This window comes from Pseudomonas sp. S2_B10 (assembly GCF_054668425.1).
This window is the reverse complement of the sequence record NZ_CP162768.1, coordinates 5,085,678-5,103,055: the sequence shown is the minus strand read 5'-3', so window position 1 is coordinate 5,103,055 and position 17,378 is coordinate 5,085,678. Positions and strand designations below refer to the sequence as shown.

At 60.6% G+C, this 17,378-nt stretch carries 13 protein-coding genes; 3 read left to right on the top strand and 10 right to left on the bottom strand.

Going from position 1 to position 17,378, the window contains the following annotated elements; all coding sequences use genetic code 11:
• Positions 1 to 190: 190 nt before the first annotated feature.
• From asd to leuC, 5 genes are all read right to left on the bottom strand, one after another.
• The gene (gene asd / locus AB4O45_RS22705) at positions 191 to 1,303 is read right to left on the bottom strand and encodes an aspartate-semialdehyde dehydrogenase (protein WP_016773934.1); all 1,113 of its coding nucleotides are present in this window, start codon (positions 1,301 to 1,303) and stop codon (positions 191 to 193) included.
• 66 nt (positions 1,304 to 1,369) lie between these two features.
• Positions 1,370 to 2,452, bottom strand: a complete 1,083-nt coding sequence (leuB, locus tag AB4O45_RS22700) for a 3-isopropylmalate dehydrogenase (protein WP_016773933.1) — start codon at positions 2,450 to 2,452, stop codon at positions 1,370 to 1,372.
• Between the two features lie 55 nt (positions 2,453 to 2,507).
• Positions 2,508 to 3,275 carry a class I SAM-dependent methyltransferase gene (locus AB4O45_RS22695; protein WP_056784380.1) on the bottom strand — a complete coding sequence of 256 codons (768 nt, stop codon included), beginning with the start codon at positions 3,273 to 3,275 and terminating at the stop codon, positions 2,508 to 2,510.
• A gap of 132 nt (positions 3,276 to 3,407) precedes the next feature.
• Positions 3,408 to 4,052, bottom strand: coding sequence for a 3-isopropylmalate dehydratase small subunit (gene leuD / locus AB4O45_RS22690; RefSeq protein WP_024012386.1), 645 nt, complete (start codon positions 4,050 to 4,052; stop codon positions 3,408 to 3,410).
• A 2-nt stretch (positions 4,053 to 4,054) separates the two neighbouring features.
• A complete protein-coding gene (leuC, locus tag AB4O45_RS22685; RefSeq protein WP_041478531.1) occupies positions 4,055 to 5,485 on the bottom strand; it encodes a 3-isopropylmalate dehydratase large subunit in 1,431 nt (476 codons plus the stop codon).
• Between the two features lie 139 nt (positions 5,486 to 5,624).
• Here leuC and AB4O45_RS22680 point away from each other — a divergent pair, with 139 nt between their 5' ends.
• The 3 genes from AB4O45_RS22680 (at position 5,625) to AB4O45_RS22670 (ending at position 11,643) form a co-directional block, all read left to right on the top strand.
• Entirely contained in the window at positions 5,625 to 6,515 is an 891-nt protein-coding gene (locus AB4O45_RS22680) for a LysR family transcriptional regulator (protein WP_024012384.1), read from the top strand.
• A 63-nt stretch (positions 6,516 to 6,578) separates the two neighbouring features.
• On the top strand, positions 6,579 to 9,857 hold the full coding sequence (locus AB4O45_RS22675; RefSeq protein WP_071171649.1) for a PAS domain S-box protein: 3,279 nt from the start codon (positions 6,579 to 6,581) through the stop codon (positions 9,855 to 9,857).
• A 94-nt stretch (positions 9,858 to 9,951) separates the two neighbouring features.
• Complete coding sequence (locus AB4O45_RS22670; protein ID WP_460160577.1) at positions 9,952 to 11,643, top strand: Hsp70 family protein; 1,692 nt, start codon at positions 9,952 to 9,954, stop codon at positions 11,641 to 11,643.
• On the opposite strand, the gene AB4O45_RS22665 is transcribed toward AB4O45_RS22670, so the two are convergent.
• From AB4O45_RS22665 to AB4O45_RS22645, 5 genes are all read right to left on the bottom strand, one after another.
• The gene (locus AB4O45_RS22665; RefSeq protein ID WP_460160576.1) at positions 11,640 to 14,312 is read right to left on the bottom strand and encodes a DUF805 domain-containing protein; all 2,673 of its coding nucleotides are present in this window, start codon (positions 14,310 to 14,312) and stop codon (positions 11,640 to 11,642) included. The two genes, AB4O45_RS22670 and AB4O45_RS22665, sit on opposite strands and share 4 nt — an antisense overlap.
• Positions 14,309 to 15,004: a DUF1266 domain-containing protein gene (locus AB4O45_RS22660; RefSeq protein ID WP_460160575.1), complete on the bottom strand. Its 696-nt coding sequence runs from the start codon at positions 15,002 to 15,004 to the stop codon at positions 14,309 to 14,311. Before AB4O45_RS22660 ends, AB4O45_RS22665 begins: the two co-directional genes overlap by 4 nt.
• 191 nt (positions 15,005 to 15,195) lie before the next feature.
• On the bottom strand, positions 15,196 to 15,642 hold the full coding sequence (locus AB4O45_RS22655) for an Hsp20 family protein (protein WP_016773925.1): 447 nt from the start codon (positions 15,640 to 15,642) through the stop codon (positions 15,196 to 15,198).
• Positions 15,643 to 15,761: 119 nt separating this feature from the next.
• Entirely contained in the window at positions 15,762 to 16,721 is a 960-nt protein-coding gene (locus AB4O45_RS22650; protein ID WP_016773924.1) for a tRNA dihydrouridine synthase, read from the bottom strand.
• Between the two features lie 175 nt (positions 16,722 to 16,896).
• Positions 16,897 to 17,340: an acyl-CoA thioesterase gene (locus AB4O45_RS22645; RefSeq protein WP_016773923.1), complete on the bottom strand. Its 444-nt coding sequence runs from the start codon at positions 17,338 to 17,340 to the stop codon at positions 16,897 to 16,899.
• Positions 17,341 to 17,378: the final 38 nt, after the last annotated feature.

The window sequence follows — 17,378 nt, the reverse complement described above, 5'->3', positions numbered from 1 at the left end:
AGGCAATTTCTGCAGGATTTGCGGCGGCTGGACCGGCCCTTTCGCGAGCAGGCTCGCTCCCACAGGGACCGCATTTCAATGTGGGAGCGAGCCTGCTCGCGAAAAAGGCAGTACAGACACCGGAGAAATCCTTGGCATAAAAAAACCCGCACCTCTCACAAGGCACGGGCTTCTTCAATGCTTCAAGCGATCAACGCTCCAGCAGGATCCGCAGCATGCGGCGCAGCGGTTCGGCCGCGCCCCACAGCAGCTGGTCGCCGACGGTGAAGGCGCCGACGAATTGCGAACCCATGTTCAGCTTGCGCAGACGACCGACCGGTACATTCAGGGTGCCGGTGACCTTGGTCGGGCTCAGCTCCTGCATGCTGATCTCGCGGTTGTTCGGTACCAGCTTGACCCAAGGGTTGTGCTGGCTGATCAGCCCTTCGATATCAGCGATCGGTACGTCCTTGTTCAGCTTGATGGTCAGCGCCTGGCTGTGGCAGCGCATGGCGCCGATGCGCACGCAGATGCCGTCGACCGGGATCGGGCTCTTGAAGCGACCGAGAATCTTGTTGGTCTCAGCCTGGGCCTTCCACTCTTCGCGGCTCTGGCCGTTCGGCAGTTCCTTGTCGATCCATGGGATCAGGCTGCCGGCCAGCGGTACGCCGAAGTTTTCGGTCGGGTACGCGTCGCTGCGCATGGCTTCGGCCACGCGACGGTCGATGTCGAGGATCGCGCTGGCCGGATCGGCCAGTTGATCGGCGACAGCGGCGTGGGTCGCGCCCATCTGCTTGATCAGTTCACGCATGTTCTGCGCGCCGGCACCGGAGGCCGCCTGATAGGTCATGGCGCTCATCCACTCGACCAGACCGGCCTCGAACAGACCGCCCAGGCCCATCAGCATCAGGCTGACGGTGCAGTTGCCGCCGATGTAGTTCTTGGTACCCGCGTCCAGCTGCTGGTCGATGACCTTGCGGTTGACCGGGTCGAGAATGATCACCGCGTCATCGTTCATGCGCAGGCTCGACGCCGCGTCGATCCAGTAACCCTGCCAGCCGGCTTCACGCAGCTTCGGGAATACTTCGCTGGTGTAGTCGCCGCCTTGGCAGGTCAGGATCACGTCGAGGGTCTTCAGCTCGTCAATGCTGTAAGCGTCCTTGAGAGGAGCAATGTCCTTGCCCACGGACGGGCCTTGGCCACCGACATTGGACGTGGTGAAAAACACCGGCTCGATAAGATCGAAATCCTGCTCTTCCAGCATCCGCTGCATGAGCACGGAACCGACCATCCCGCGCCAACCGATCAGACCTACACGTTTCATCGCAACTACACCTTCTTGAAAAGTGGGCCGCTGCTTTGTATTGAATTTCGCAGCGGGCCCGAGAGATTACAGATTCCGCAGCGCGGCGACTACTGCGTCGCCCATTTCCTGCGTACCGACTTTGGTACAACCGGCCGAGTGGATGTCGCCGGTGCGCAAGCCCTGATCGAGCACGACGCTGACAGCTTTTTCGATGGCATCGGCAGCGTCGTGCAGATTGAAGCTGTAACGCAGCATCATCGATACCGACAGGATCGTCGCCAGCGGGTTGGCAATGCCTTTACCGGCAATGTCCGGGGCCGAACCGTGGCAAGGCTCGTACATGCCCTTGTTGTTGGAATCCAGCGAGGCCGACGGCAGCATGCCGATCGAGCCGGTGAGCATCGACGCTTCGTCGGAGAGGATGTCGCCGAACATGTTGTCGGTGACGATCACGTCGAACTGCTTGGGTGCGCGCACCAACTGCATGGCGGCGTTGTCGACGTACATGTGGCTCAGTTCGACTTCCGGGTAATCCTTGGCCACTTGCTCGACCACTTCGCGCCACAACTGGCTGGATGCCAGGACGTTGGCCTTGTCCACCGAGCAGAGCTTCTTGCCACGAACCATGGCCATGTCGAAACCGACACGGGCGATGCGGCGGATTTCGCTTTCGCTGTACGGCAGCGTGTCGTAGGACTGACGCTCGCCGTTGTCCAGCGTACGGGTGCCACGCGGCGCGCCGAAGTAAATGCCGCCGGTCAGCTCACGGACAATGAGGATGTCCAGACCGGCAACGATTTCCGGTTTCAGGCTCGACGCGTCGGCCAGTTGCGGATAGAGGATCGCCGGGCGCAGGTTGCCGAACAGGCCCAGTTGCGCGCGGATTTTCAGCAGACCGCGCTCAGGGCGGATGTCACGCTCGATGGTGTCCCATTTCGGGCCACCGACCGCGCCCAGCAGCACGGCGTCGGCAGCGCGGGCGCGATCAAGGGTTTCGTCGGCCAGCGGCACGCCATGCTTGTCGATGGCCGCGCCGCCGATCACGTCGTGGCTCAGCTCGAAGCCCAGGCTGTACTTGTCATTGGCCAATTCCAGCACCTTGACCGCTTCGGCCATGATTTCCGGACCAATACCGTCACCCGGGAGAATCAGAATCTGCTTGCTCATGCTTTCCTCGTGTCTTCAAGCGGTGCGCCAGTGAACGGCGCGCCGGGAAAAATTCCTATCGCTCGGCCATCAGTACGATCACATCGGTACTGAACGAGCCGTCGGCATCTATCTCAAAATACTCACGCACTTCGTTGCCCATCGACTGCTGCAACTGGCGGATCGCCGCGCGCATCACGTCAGGTGTGCGCATGCGCTCGACCCAGCTGCTGTACTCCAGACGCAGGCGCTGCCGGGTGGTACTGCGCACATGCAGACCAGCCTCGCTGACCTGGCGCAGCCACTCGGCGGCGGAGTAGTCGCGGACATGGCTGGTGTCGCGCAGCACTTCGACGCTTTGCAGGTAAGTGTCGAACAACGCACTGCCCGGTGACAACACGTCAACGAAAGCCGCCACCCCGCCCGGCTTCAGCACCCGGCGCACTTCGCGCAAGGCGAGACCGAGGTCGCTCCAGTGATGCGCCGAGTACCGGCTAAACACAAAATCGAACTCGCCATCAACGAACGGCAAGCGCTCGGCAGCGCCGTTGACGGTAATGATGTTGTTCAAGCCGCGATCAACGGCAGCGCCGGCAACCACATCAAGCATTTGCTGCGACAGGTCGTAAGCCACCACTTCCTTGACCAATGGAGCGACGTGGAAACTGACATGGCCTGCGCCGCAACCCAAGTCCAGCAAACGAGCCTCGCCCTGCCCGGCCAGCTCAGCCTGTAGCAATGCGAATTCGGTGCCTTGAGCGTGAACCGCGCTGCTCAGGTAGGCGGCGGCCTGTTCACCGAATTGCTTTTGTACGACCTGAGTGTGTTGGGCGGTACTGGTCATGGGCACATCCTGGTATCTATGTTGTTTGCGCTGCCGTCTTCGCGAGCAGGCTCGCTCCCACAGGGGAATGCATTCCAAGGTGGGAGCGAGCCTGCTCGCGAAGGGGCCAGCCCTGACTACATCAATCTCGAATCACGCGTCGCGAAACAACCACGGCTGGCTAACTCGATGCTTGGCCTCGAACGTCGCGATCGCATCGCCGTCCTGCAAGGTCAGGCCGATATCGTCCAGACCGTTGAGCAGGCAGTGCTTGCGGAACGCATCGATCTCGAAGCTGTACACCTTGCCATCCGGGCGGGTCACGGTCTGCGCTTGCAAGTCGATCTGCAATTGATAACCCGGCTCGGCTTCAACCTGCTTAAACAGTTCATCAACTTCTGCATCGCTGAGAATGATCGGCAGCAGGCCGTTCTTGAAACTGTTGTTGAAGAAGATGTCGGCGTAACTCGGCGCGATGATGCTGCGGAAACCGTACTCTTCCAGCGCCCACGGCGCGTGTTCACGGCTCGAGCCGCAGCCGAAGTTCTCGCGGGCGAGCAATACGCTGGCACCCTGATAACGCTCGGCGTTGAGGACGAAATCCTTGTTCAACGGGCGCTTGGAGTTGTCCTGGTACGGCTGGCCGACATCCAGATAACGCCACTCGTCGAACAGGTTCGGACCGAAACCGGTGCGCTTGATCGACTTCAAGAACTGCTTGGGAATGATCTGATCGGTGTCGACGTTGGCACGATCCAGAGGCGCGACAAGACCAGTGTGCTGAGTAAATGCCTTCATCTTTACTGTGCTCCTTGGATCAATTCACGAACATCGATGAAACGGCCGTTCACCGCTGCTGCCGCCGCCATGGCCGGGCTGACCAAGTGGGTACGGCCACCGGCGCCCTGACGGCCTTCGAAATTACGGTTGGAAGTCGAGGCGCAATGCTCGCCGGACTCCAAACGGTCCGGGTTCATCGCCAGGCACATCGAGCAACCCGGCTCGCGCCATTCGAAACCGGCCTCGAGGAAAATCTTGTCCAGCCCTTCGGCTTCAGCCTGCGCTTTGACCAGACCCGAGCCCGGCACGACGATTGCCTGCTTGATGGTCGAGGCGACCTTGCGGCCCTTGGCGATGACCGCAGCGGCGCGCAAGTCTTCGATGCGCGAGTTGGTGCAGGAACCGATGAATACGCGATCAAGCTGAATGTCGGTGATCGCCTGATTGGCGGTCAGACCCATGTATTTCAAGGCGCGAACGATCGAGTCACGCTTGACCAGATCCATTTCCTTGGCCGGGTCCGGCACATTCTGATCCACGGCCAAGACCATTTCAGGCGAAGTGCCCCAGCTGACTTGCGGCTTGATTTGCGCGGCGTCGAGCTCGACCACGGTGTCGAATTTGGCATCGGCGTCGGAGACCAGATCTTTCCAGGCTTCGACGGCCATGTCCCACTGCTCGCCCTTCGGCGCGAATGGACGACCTTTGACGTAGTCGATGGTCTTCTGATCTGCCGCCACCAGGCCCACGCGGGCGCCGGCTTCGATGGACATGTTGCAGATGGTCATGCGGCCTTCGACGGACAGATCGCGGATCGCGCTGCCGGCAAACTCGATGGCATGGCCGTTACCGCCGGCGGTGCCGATCTTGCCGATCACCGCAAGGACAATGTCCTTGGCGGTCACGCCGAACGGCAATTGGCCTTCGACGCGCACCAGCATGTTTTTCATTTTTTTTGCGACCAGGCACTGGGTGGCGAGCACGTGCTCGACCTCAGATGTACCGATACCGTGGGCCAATGCCCCGAATGCGCCGTGGGTCGAAGTGTGCGAGTCACCGCAGACCACGGTCATGCCCGGCAAGGTCGCGCCCTGCTCCGGGCTGATCACGTGAACGATGCCCTGACGGACGTCGTTCATCTTGAATTCGACGATGCCGTATTCATCGCAGTTGTCGTCGAGGGTCTGCACCTGCAAACGCGAAACCTGGTCGGCAATGGCTTCGATGCCGCCCTTGCGCTCCGGAGTGGTCGGTACGTTGTGGTCCGGGGTCGCAATGTTGGCATCGATGCGCCAAGGCTTGCGCCCGGCCAGACGCAAGCCTTCGAAAGCTTGCGGCGAAGTCACTTCGTGGATGATGTGACGATCGATGTAGATCAGCGCCGAGCCATCGTCGCGCTGCTTGACCAAATGCGAATCCCAGAGCTTGTCGTAGAGCGTTTTGCCGGCCATCAGACGGTTCCTCATCAGCTTGTTTCTATGCCCTGGGCTCATCAATAACCCTTTGGCTTGTGAGGCCGATCCTATGGGGTTAGATTAAATAACTCAAATTCATATTTTTTATGCTTTGGATAACCAACTGGAATGCGACATGGATCTGGCTAACCTGAATGCTTTTATTGCCATCGCCGAGACCGGCAGCTTCTCCGGCGCCGGCGAACGCCTTCATCTGACACAACCGGCGATCAGCAAGCGCATCGCCGGGCTTGAGCAGCAATTGAAAGTGCGCCTGTTTGATCGACTGGGTCGCGAAGTCGGTCTGACCGAGGCGGGTCGCGCCCTGCTGCCAAGGGCCTATCAGATTCTCAATGTGCTCGACGACACCCGCCGCGCCCTGACCAACCTGACCGGCGAGGTCAGCGGCCGCCTGACCCTGGCCACCAGTCACCACATCGGCCTGCACCGCTTGCCGCCTCTATTAAGGGAGTTCACCCGCCGCTACCCACAGGTTGCGCTGGATATTCAGTTCCTTGATTCGGAAGTGGCCTACGAGGAAATTCTCCACGGCCGCGCAGAACTGGCGGTCATCACCCTCGCGCCAGAGCCGCACACCCTGGTCAAAGCCACGCCGGTGTGGGACGACCCGCTGGATTTCGTCGTCGCCCCGGAGCATTCGCTGATCAACAACGGCGCCGTCAGTCTGGCGGACATCGCCGGTCATCCGGCGGTTTTCCCCGGCGGCAACACGTTTACCCACCACATCGTCCAGCGTTTGTTCGAAGCTCAGGGCCTGACGCCGAACATCGCCATGAGCACCAACTATCTGGAAACCATCAAGATGATGGTCTCCATTGGCCTGGCCTGGAGCGTGCTGCCGCGCACCATGCTCGACGAACAAGTGGCAAGCATCGCATTGCCGGGCATACAGCTCACTCGCCAGCTAGGCTATATCTTGCACACCGAACGGACGCTATCGAATGCAGCACGCGCCTTCATGGCCCTGCTGGATGCACAAATCGATCGGCCAGGGATCCCGGCCTGACTTGTGCTACTCCTATAGAGCCGCTCCTGTGCCTCACGCCACTCAGCTCAAGGCCCGCTGACAATGCCGAAATCTGTTGACCGAATTCCGCCGATGCCGCGAATCCAGGCTGTTGATCCGCGACACTCCGAGCAGAGCTGGGAAAGCGCGCCGCAATTGCTCGCCGCGCTCAACGGCGCGCGGCTCGGTGCCTGGTATTGGGACATCGAACGTGGGCAGATCAGCTGGTCACGGGGCACTCAGGCGTTATTCGGTTTCGATCCACGGCAGCCATTACCCGCCGATTTGGAATACCTCGACCTGTTGCCGCCGGAAGACCGTGCGAAAACCGTGCGTGCTTTCCATGCGGTGATCGCCGGCGCCCCGTTGGAGCAGGCGATGCATCACCGTATTCGCTGGCCCGACGGCAGCCTGCACTGGCTGGAGATCAGCGGCAGCCTGCTGCCAGACAAGAACGGCCGGCCCCGAATGATCGGGGTGATTCGCGAAATCACCCACCAACGCCAGCGCGAGCAGGCCCTGAGCAGCTCGGAGAAACGTTTCGCGACACTTTTCCACCTGTGCCCGAACATGGTTCTGCTGACCCGTCAGGATGACGGTCTGATCAGCGAGGCCAACCAGTATTTCGAAAGCCTGTTCGGCTGGCCGGTGCAAAGCGCAATCGGCCGCACCACCCTGGAACTGGGCCTGTGGGTGCATCCCGAGCAACGCGCCGAACTGGTGAAGAAAACCAAAGCCAAGGGCGAGCTGATCAGCATGGAAGTGCAGTTTCGCGCCAGCAATGGCCAAGTGCACGACGGCATCCTCAGCGCGCAGAAGGTCGAGCTCGAAGGTCAGCCCTATCTGCTCAGCACCTTCCTCGACACCACCGAACGCAAAGCCGCCGAACTGGCCTTGAAGGACAGCCAGGAACGCCTCGACCTGGCGCTGGACTCGGCGCAACTCGGCACCTGGGACTGGCACATCCCCAGCGGCATGCTCTACGGATCGGCGCGCGCTGCGCAATTGCACGGGCTGGAGCCGATTCCATTCCATGAATCATTCGAGGAGTTTTTCGAAGGCGTGCCGGGCGAGGAACGCGACAGCATGCGCGACGCCTACCGCAGCCTGCGCGAAGGCCCCGCCGGCAATTATCAACTGACCTATCGCGTGCAATTGCCCGACGGCAGCTCGCGCTATCTGGAAAGCCGCGCGCGTCTCTATCGCGACGACAACGGCGCGCCGCTGCGCATGGCCGGCACGTTGCTGGACATCACCGATCAGGTCGAGCGCGAGCAGCGGCTGGTAGCCTCGGAAGAGAAATTCGCCACGCTGTTTCAGGTCAGCCCCGATCCGATCTGCGTGACGCGCCAGGAAACCGGGGAATTCATCGAAATCAATTCGAGCTTCAGCCAGACCTTTGGCTGGAGCGCCGCCGATGTGATTGGCCACACCGCCGAGGAAATCGGTCTGTGGGACGCCTCGGCGAAGAGCCTGCAACGCATCGAACGGGTGATTCGCGAACAAGGCCTGAGCAACGTGGCCATTCTCGTCCAGCACAAGGACGGCCAGTCGCTGACCTGCGTGATTTCCAGCCGGCAGATCAGCGTCGGCGACCAGCCGTGCATCGTCACCACCCTGCGCGACATCACCCAGCAACAACGCTCGGAAGCAGCGCTGAAGGCCAGCGAAGAAAAATTCGCCAAGGCGTTTCACTCCAGCCCCGACGCCATCACCATCACCGAGCGCGACACCGGGCGTTATCTGGAGGTCAACGACGGTTTCTGTCGCCTCACCGGTTACCGCGCCGACGAAGTAGTGGGCAAAACCGTTTATCAGGTGGGGATCTGGGCCGAAGAGAAACAGCGCTCGACCCTACTCGCCGAGTTGCAGATCAAGGGCCGCGTGCATCATCAGGAAATGCTCGGGCGCAACAAGCGCGGCGAGTTGCTCACCGTTGAGGTCTCGGTCGAGCCGATCACCCTCAATGAAACCGCGTGCCTGCTGCTGACCGCGCGTGACGTCAGCCTGTTGAAGAACGCCGAAGCGCAGATTCGTCACCTGGCCTATCACGACCCGCTGACCAACCTGCCCAACCGCGCCCTGCTGATGGATCGCCTGAGTCAGCAGATCGCCCTGCTCAAGCGCCACAATCTGCGCGGCGCCTTGCTGTTTCTCGACCTCGACCACTTCAAGCACATCAACGATTCCCTCGGTCACCCGGTCGGCGACACCGTGCTGAAAATCATCACCGCGCGGCTCGAAGCCAGCGTGCGCATGGAAGACACGGTAGCGCGCCTCGGTGGCGATGAGTTCGTGGTGTTGCTCAGCGGCCTCGAAGGTTCGCGCAGTGAAGTCAGCGAACAAGTGCGCGCGCTGGCCGACACCATTCGCGAATTACTTTCGGAGCCGATGTTCCTCGATGGCCAGCGCCTGCAAGTGACGCCGAGCATTGGCGTGGCGCTGATTCCCGATCACGGCTCGACCCCGACCGACCTGCTCAAACGCGCCGACATCGCCCTGTACCGGGCCAAGGATTCCGGGCGCAACACCACGCAGATGTATCACAACACCATGCAGAAAGCGGCCAGCGAACGCCTGCGCATGGAGACCGACCTGCGTCTTGCGCTGTCGCGCGGCGAGTTCAACGTGCATTTTCAGCCACAGGTCGATGCCCGCGACAACCGCATCATCGGCGCCGAAGCCCTGGTGCGCTGGAACCATCCTGAACTTGGCGCGCAATCGCCTACCGAGTTCATCAAGGTGCTGGAAGATAGCGGCCTGATTCTCGAAGTCGGCACCTGGATCCTCGATGAAGCCTGCAACGCGTTCAAACAATTGATCGCACTGAAACTCGTCGACCCGCTGAATTTCAGCCTGTGCGTGAACATCAGCCCTCGGCAGTTCCGCCAGAACGATTTCGTCGAACGCATCGAACACAGCATGACCAGCCACGGCCTGCCCTGCTCGCTACTGAAACTGGAAATCACCGAAGGCATTGTCATTCAGAATCTGGAAGACACCATCAGCAAAATGCGCCGCCTGAAAAAGCTCGGCGTGAGCTTCGCCATGGACGATTTCGGCACCGGTTATTCATCGCTGACGTATTTGAAGCGGCTACCGGTAGACACCCTGAAGATCGACCAGTCGTTCATCCGCGATGCAACCACTGACTCCAATGTCGCGGAGATCATTCGCGCAATTGTCGCGATGGCCCGCAGCTTGGAATTGGAAGTGATTGCCGAAGGCGTGGAGACGCCCGCGCAACTGGCGTTTTTGCAGGGGCTGGAATGCCATTTGTATCAGGGTTATCTGCACAGCCGGCCGGTGGGGTTGGAGGATCTGAAAAAACTGCTGCCCTGAATCGGCGGTCGCACAGACTGGCAACAGAGCAACAATTGCCACGCTTTGCCTCAGCCTGTAGGGTCGCGTTTTTTGCGCCGCTTCGAGATCAACCATGCAGGATGCATCCCTTCCTCGCCCGGCCCTGCTGGGCATCGACCTTGGCACCACCAACAGCCTGATCGCCGTCTGGCGTGAAGGCCGCGCCGAACTGATCCCCAACGCCCTCGGCGATGTGCTGACACCGTCGGTGGTCAGCCTTGATGAAGACGACACGATTCTGGTCGGCAAAGCCGCCCGCGCCCGCCTGACCACGCACCCGGAACGCACTGCCGCCGCGTTCAAGCGCTTCATGGGCAGCGACAGGCAAATCCAGCTCGGCTCTCGCCAGTTCAGCCCGGAAGAGTTGTCGGCGCTGGTACTTGGCTCACTCAAGCAAGACGCGGGAGCCTTTCTCGGCCAGGCGGTCACAGAAGCGGTCATTTCCGTACCGGCATATTTCAGTGACGAGCAGCGCAAGCGCACCTTGTTCGCCGCCGAACTGGCCGGGCTGTCCGTGACGCGCCTGATCAACGAACCGACCGCTGCCGCCATGGCGTACGGCCTGCACGAACAGAAGTTCGAACGCACGCTGATTTTCGATCTCGGCGGCGGCACGTTCGACGTCACCGTGCTCGAATACGCATTGCCGCTGATCGAAGTGCACGCCTCCACTGGCGACAACTTTCTTGGCGGCGAAGACTTCACCGCAGCCCTGTTGCAGGCCTGCCTGAAAAATTGGCAACTCACCCCCTCAACGATCGATGCACAAGCCATGGCCAGCCTCGGTGATGCCCTCGAACAGCTGAAATGCAAACTCGGCGAAGGCGCGCAGCAGTTGAGCTGGCGGCATGCCGAGCAGACATTCGAATGGGAACTGGATGAAGCCGCTGCAGTGAAAATATGGGAGCCGTTGCTGGCCCGCTTGCGCGCGCCAATCGAACAGGCTCTGCGCGATGCCCGACTGAAACCGCGCGACCTCGACAGCCTGGTGCTGGTCGGTGGCGCCACGCGCATGCCGGCGGTACAGCAAATGGTCGCCACGTTGTTTGGACGCCTGCCTTATCGGCATCTTGATCCAGACACTATCGTGGCGCTGGGGGCGGCGACGCAGGCGGCATGCAAGGCGCGGGACGGTGCGGTCGAGGAATTGATTCTGACGGATGTCTGTCCGTATACGCTGGGGATTTCGACCAATCGTGGCGAAGGCGTCAGTGGCGCGTTCTCGCCGATCATCGAGCGCAACACCATCATCCCGACCTCAAGGGTGGAGCGTTACCACACGACATCTCCACGACAGGAAGTCATCCGTATTGCGGTCTATCAGGGCGAACGTCCGTGGGTACGCGACAACATTTTTATCGATGCTTTCGATGTCACGCTGACGCCGAGCGATGATATCCAGGCGCTGGATGTGCGGTTCAGTTATGACATCAACGGTTTGCTCGAAGTTGACGTCACCCTGCCAAGGACGGGCGAACGCCACAGCCACAGCATTGACCGCAGCCCGACCGGACTCGATGCGCAATCGCGGCAAACCAGTCATGAACGCTTGAGTACGCTGAAAATTCACCCCCGCGACACTCTGCCCAATCGAACCCTGCTGGCTCGACTGGAACGGGCGTGGACGCAAAGTCTGGGCGAAGAACGCCAGCGGATTGCCGACTGGCTGGACAGTTTCACCACGGTGCTGGGCGACCAGCGATCGGAAGAAATCGCCAGCCACCGCTCACAACTCAACAAGGTTCTGGATGAGTTACGCCTCTAGCCGATAAGTCGCCGTAAGGTCGCCTGCAAACCACCGGACAAGGTATCTTCACCGCCACTGTCCGGTGGCACGCCATAACGATTGGGCAGCTTCTCTCCGGGAAAACCGAACAGTATCAGCGGCAGAAACGGCAATACCGGCGACAGCATTACCAAAATCAGCAACATCGGAATGCCCCGCCCCATGTCATGCAAACGGCGCAGGACCGCACCGAGCAGAAACGCCAGGCCCAGTAGCAACACGACGATGCCGGATACGGGCGTACCGCTGAGCAGCGCCGCCACGGGCGTCACCAGCAACGCGCCAATGACCTGCCAGATAAACGCCCCGCGCCCCAGCCGGGTACCCAGGCTCCAGAACGCAGCGGCGGGGGTTGGACGGGTCGTTGCCTTGGCTAACAGCAAACGCTCAGACCACGACAGCAATGCACTGAATGCGAAGCGCAAACCGAGTCCATTTTCCGAGTCATCCTTGGCCCGCTGCATGCGTAACAGAACCTTCTGCCTTGGCAAGCCCAGATTGCCAAAACGCACCAGATCCTTCAGCACATCCAGCGCCAGGTAAAAGGCGTCGCTGACACCCTCCTCCGCGAGAGCCTCACGGGGCGGGTGAACAGGCTCACCCTTGATCAGACTGTGACGGAAGCCGTCGAACCAGTCCTGTGGATTGACCACCTCGGTGATACTTTCCAGCAGGTATTTACGCTGTTGCGCAGTGAGCAACGGATCGTGGTAAAGGACTCCACCCAAGAGCATGCGCCCGAGCAAATCTTCGTTGAAGCTGGCGATGTCGCTGCGCATGCACTCGAACAAACGGTCATTACCCAACAGCCGAGTGCTATCGAGCGCCTCATGCACACTGAACAACTTGCGCGCGAGCAGCGAGTGCACCGGATCCGCCGCTTGCAGCCAGCCGAGCAGGCCACTGGCGCTGCCCTGCTCGCGACTCAGGCGACAGAGCAGCGGCTGCAAACGGGCCAAGGGGTGTTCACGCGCAATGCTCATGGCGTCGACGCAGTGTCCCGATTGCGCGCCCAGCCAACGCGTCGGATCGTCGAGGGTGGCCAGCAGGTAAATCGCCTGACGATGCCATTCCCAGACATCAGAGTAGCTATCGACCGCCGGAAGCAGCATGCCTTGCGCGGCCAGTTGCGCTTGCAACTTGAGCCCCGCAAGCCGTTCGTCACGCTTGTCGAGACTGAACGCTTCGGCAAGCCGCGCCAGCGATCGGGCGTCGTAAGCACGCAAACGGCGCATCCACAGCAGACTGAGCTCAAGCGGTTCGCCCTTTTCCAGCGCCGACGGCAGTGTCGATGCCGAGTCGCTGGCCAGAAACGCTTCCAGGGCCTGAGGAATCGGCGCTCGGGTCAACCAGCGGATCTGCTGCCCGGCCTGATACTGCAAGCCTTCCAGCACCAGTTGATCGAGCACATCCCCCGGCTCGGATGCCTGCATGATGCGTCGCAGCAATGGCACATCACCACGGTGCAAAGCCCAGGCATGCTGGTAGAGCGTTTGCAACGGACGGTCATCACTGTCAATGATCAGCGCCGCCAACAACGGCAACTCGTCACCACTGACACGCCATTCGATAAATGCACCGGCAATGTCCTGCAACTCGAGCTGCTTGGCCCTGAACCAACGCCCGAGTGTTTCCGGGCGCTGTGATGGACTGCCGTACTCTTGAGTGACATCACCTAGATCCTCGGACCAGTCGCGGAAGTTTTCCAGACGATCAAAGGCCTGAATCAGCAGCGGCAGGCGCTGAGGCTGATGTCGCGCGCACAACGCCAGTAACCACGTCGCCGCTTTCGGATGCTGATGTTCGCGCCAGAGCCGCACCCATGCCTGCAGTGCCAACTCTTCCATTCCCAGCGCACTGCGCTGACAGGCCAACAGATACAGCCAGTCGACATCTTCAGGCGCAAGCCGATGCTGCTCGCTGATAATGTCGAGAAAGTCTTTGTTGGCGATATCAGCCTGACTGAACTGTATGGCCAAGCGTTGCAATAACCCGTCATCAGCAGGCAGGGGGATGCAAGTGTGCAGGCCGGCGAAATGACGGTAGTCGTCGAGCGACGCCTCTCGGTGCAGGTGATTCAGGGTTCGCACATACCAGAGAGTTTCCAACTGCGCGACAGCGGGCCAATGGCTCATCAACGAGGTGTCGAACGGATCCGCCGCGCTGATCCGCTGCAAAAACTCGTCGACATGCCGTGCGTTGTCGAAATCCAGATCCAGCATGCGGCTCGCCCAGCCCAGGCGCTGGGCCAACAAACGGGCGCAGGCATGGGAAATCGGGCCGGCGTCGAGCAACTCGCGCAGCAATGGCCAGCAAACTTCGTCCAGCACCTCCAGCGGCAGGCGGTCCAGCTCAAGGTTGAATGCCTGCCAGGCCACCGGTTGGAAGCGACGCGCTGGATCAAGCAGCAATGCTTCAAAGTCGGCCATCGTCTGATCGGCAGGACTGATCTCATCGGCAACCGGTTGATCCGGCTCCCCGGCTTCCTCGCGGGCAAAGCGTAATGCCAGCTCATAAGCCTCACGCAGCGCCTGAAAACCTTCCGGATCGGTTTCCGGATGGTGCTGCGGCAAGCGTGCGCGATAGGCGCCGCGAATGACGTCGTTGTCTTTGGTGGGCTCGATACCCAAGCGAATCCAGCAGCTCATGACCAGTCGAACTCCCCTAGCGAATCAGGCCGCTCGGGTGGATACAAGGGCATGTCCCAAGGCAATTGTGCGAACAGCGCGCGCGCATCACGATCAAGCTTTCTGATGACCACGGTGGTGCCTATGTAATCGCCTTGCCGGTCATATTCGTGCTCCAGCTCTTCATCCTTGTTGCCCAGGCAATGCCAGAAGGCTTTGCCGAAGACAAAGCCGTTAAGGTAGCTCGTCCAACTGTCGTAGTAGTAGCGCGCGCGTGCCGCCATGCGACCATGCAGCCAAAGGCTTTCGGTGAGATCAATCCAGCCGTGCAGCACTGCAGAACGCAGCAGAAAACCCATGCGACCAAGGTCCCAGGCACGGATGCCACCTGAACCGCACTCGCCAAATGTGCGACTGGCGAATTCGTAGAAAGCTCGCTGGCGAGTGTCGAGTGTTGCGAGCAAGGCCTGCCATTCGGACGGCAGACACCTCTGCCACTGCCGATAGGCTTCGTTCAACTGCGTAGCGTGGCCGTTATCGGCAGTACGCAGCATGTCCAACAGCTGTTCGCGCGTAGTGATGCCCCAACCACCTTCGACATCGACATGTTTGAGGTCAAAGCAATAGGTGGGTGCGGTGTAATCGGCGTCGGGATTGAGGGCGACCAAAGGCGCAGAAAGCGCGTATAGCCAGCGCTGTTCCATTTCGTCCATGAACAAAGGCTCCGGGGCCAGCGGGAATTAAGGGGGGGCTGGCCTTGATGGCGCGGATTGTAAAGAGCCACAAAGCCAGCAGCAAACGTTGCGTCGGCTTTCTTTGCGCGCACAAAAAAGGCCCCGACGTATCGGGGCCTTTCGTTCAGCGGCTTATCGCCGATTCGGGCGATTGTGTGTCAGCACATCAATCAATGCTGCAACGCCGGCTGCTGCGCTCCATTGATCGGGATGCGCTTGGCTTTCGCTTCTTCCGGGATCACACGGAGCAGGTCGATGCTCAGCAGGCCGTTGCGCAGCGCAGCGTCCTTGATCTCGATGTGATCGGCCAGACGGAACGACAGCTTGAAGGCTCGCTGGGCGATGCCTTGATGCAAGAACGTGACGCTTTCGTCAGTGTCACGCTTGCCGCCACTGATGGTCAGCACACCCTTCTCGACCTGCAGGTCCAGGTCTTCTTCCTGGAAACCGGCGGCCGCGACGACGATACGGTATTGATCATCACCGTGTTTTTCGACGTTGTAGGGTGGGTAGCTGCTGCCTGGCTCGTTGCGCAGGGCGGTTTCGAACAGGTCGTTGAAACGGTCGAAACCTACCGAGGAACGGAACAGTGGCGCGAGAGAAAATGCAGTACTCATGATTCAAATCTCCTGAAAACAATCAGCAAGGTTTTGTGTCTCCGCGACCCGAATTCGGCATCGCGTAACCCTTAGATAGGGACCGCTGTTTTGATTTCAAGAGAATATTTTGAGATTTTTTATGCGGCTTCGACGAGCGGCAATCCGAGCAAGCGCGAGACCTGATCCGGCTCGGTTTCACGGCGCAGAACGGTGAAAAGCTCGGCGGCTTCCGGGTAGTTGCGCGTCAACATGGCCAGCCATTGCTTGAGGCGACCGGGCGATTGGCGCGCGGTCATCTGCGCCTTGGCCTGCAGCCAGAAGTCCTGAATCAGCGGCATCAGCTCGGCCCAGGTCATCTCGACGACCTCTTCACCAGCGCGAGCCGCAGCGATCTGCCGAGCGAGATCCGGGCGGGAGACCAGGCCCCGACCGAGCATGATGTCTTCGACGCCGCTGATTTCGCGGCAACGGCGCCAGTCTTCGACGCTCCAGATGTCTCCGTTGGCGAAGACCGGGACCTTGACCACATCCTGCACACGCGGGATCCACTCCCAATGCGCCGGCGGTTTGTAGCCGTCCATTTTCGTCCGCGCGTGTACGACGATGTGCTCTGCCCCGCCTTCGGCCAGTGCCGTGGCGCAGACCAGCGAGCCGTCCGGGCTGTCGAAACCCAGGCGCATTTTCGCGGTGACCGGGATGTGCGCCGGGACGGCGCGACGGACATGCTCGACGATCTGGTTGAGCAGCTCCGGCTCCTTGAGCAGCACGGCGCCGCCACGGGATTTGTTGACGGTCTTGGCCGGGCAGCCGAAGTTGAGGTCGATCACTTCCGAGCCAAGCTCGCAGGCCAACGCGGCGTTTTCCGCCAGGCACACCGGATCGGACCCGAGCAATTGCACGCGCAGCGGCACGCCGGACGCGGTGCGAGCGCCGTTGAGCAGCTCGGGGCCGAACTTGTGGAAATAGGCAGGCGTGAGCAACTGGTCGTTGACCCGAATGAACTCGGTCACGCACCAATCGATGCCGCCAACGCGGGTCAACACGTCGCGCAGGATGTCGTCGACCAACCCTTCCATGGGCGCCAGAGCAATTTGCATGGGGAAACACTACTTGAAGAAAAAACGTGCGGCAGTTTACTGGATATCGCACAAATCCGCAGAACTACACATATCTCTGTGGGAGCGAGCCTGCTCGCGAAGACGGTCTGTCAGTTGACGCATGCGTAACTCACGCGATGCTTTCGCGAGCAGGCTCGCTCCCACAGGGTGAGATTCACATGGCTTCTGCAATCTGGATCGCCGGGCCATAGCCTTCGATAAATTCCGCCGGCATACGCTTGGGCTTGCCGGTCGACAGTTCGATGCAGACAAATGTGGTCTGCGCGCGCAACAGGGTGGCGTTGTCGCTGGGGCGTTTGAGCTGGAAATGCCGGGTCATTTTCAGGCGCTGATCCCAATCGACGATCCAGGTCGCCAGTTGCAGTTCATCGCCTTCATAGGCGGCGGCCAGATAATCGATTTCATGGCGGACAACGGCCATCGCCCGATCCAGCCGCCGGTATTCGACCAGGTCCAGGCCGAGGCGCTGCGAATGGCGCCAGGCGCAGCGCTCGAGCCAGGTGACGTACACCGCGTTATTGGCGTGCCCGAGCCCGTCGATGTCTTCGGCGCCTACTTGCAGATCAATGGTAAACGGCGTTGCCCGATCCCAGCCCATGCCCCACTCCCGGTCAAAGTATTCAACCGGGGCAGTGT

Excerpts from the sequence above, each read along its gene's own strand:
- asd (WP_016773934.1), bottom strand. The coding sequence starts at position 1,303 with ATGAAACGTGTAGGTCTGATCGGTTGGCGCGGGATGGTCGGTTCCGTG.
- leuB (WP_016773933.1), bottom strand. The coding sequence starts at position 2,452 with ATGAGCAAGCAGATTCTGATTCTCCCGGGTGACGGTATTGGTCCGGAA.
- AB4O45_RS22695 (WP_056784380.1), bottom strand. The coding sequence starts at position 3,275 with ATGACCAGTACCGCCCAACACACTCAGGTCGTACAAAAGCAATTCGGT.
- leuD (WP_024012386.1), bottom strand. The coding sequence starts at position 4,052 with ATGAAGGCATTTACTCAGCACACTGGTCTTGTCGCGCCTCTGGATCGT.
- leuC (WP_041478531.1), bottom strand. The coding sequence starts at position 5,485 with ATGGCCGGCAAAACGCTCTACGACAAGCTCTGGGATTCGCATTTGGTC.
- AB4O45_RS22680 (WP_024012384.1), top strand. The coding sequence starts at position 5,625 with ATGGATCTGGCTAACCTGAATGCTTTTATTGCCATCGCCGAGACCGGC.
- AB4O45_RS22675 (WP_071171649.1), top strand. The coding sequence starts at position 6,579 with ATGCCGAAATCTGTTGACCGAATTCCGCCGATGCCGCGAATCCAGGCT.
- AB4O45_RS22670 (WP_460160577.1), top strand. The coding sequence starts at position 9,952 with ATGCAGGATGCATCCCTTCCTCGCCCGGCCCTGCTGGGCATCGACCTT.
- AB4O45_RS22665 (WP_460160576.1), bottom strand. The coding sequence starts at position 14,312 with ATGAGCTGCTGGATTCGCTTGGGTATCGAGCCCACCAAAGACAACGAC.
- AB4O45_RS22660 (WP_460160575.1), bottom strand. The coding sequence starts at position 15,004 with ATGGACGAAATGGAACAGCGCTGGCTATACGCGCTTTCTGCGCCTTTG.
- AB4O45_RS22655 (WP_016773925.1), bottom strand. The coding sequence starts at position 15,642 with ATGAGTACTGCATTTTCTCTCGCGCCACTGTTCCGTTCCTCGGTAGGT.
- AB4O45_RS22650 (WP_016773924.1), bottom strand. The coding sequence starts at position 16,721 with ATGCAAATTGCTCTGGCGCCCATGGAAGGGTTGGTCGACGACATCCTG.
- AB4O45_RS22645 (WP_016773923.1), bottom strand. The coding sequence starts at position 17,340 with ATGGGCTGGGATCGGGCAACGCCGTTTACCATTGATCTGCAAGTAGGC.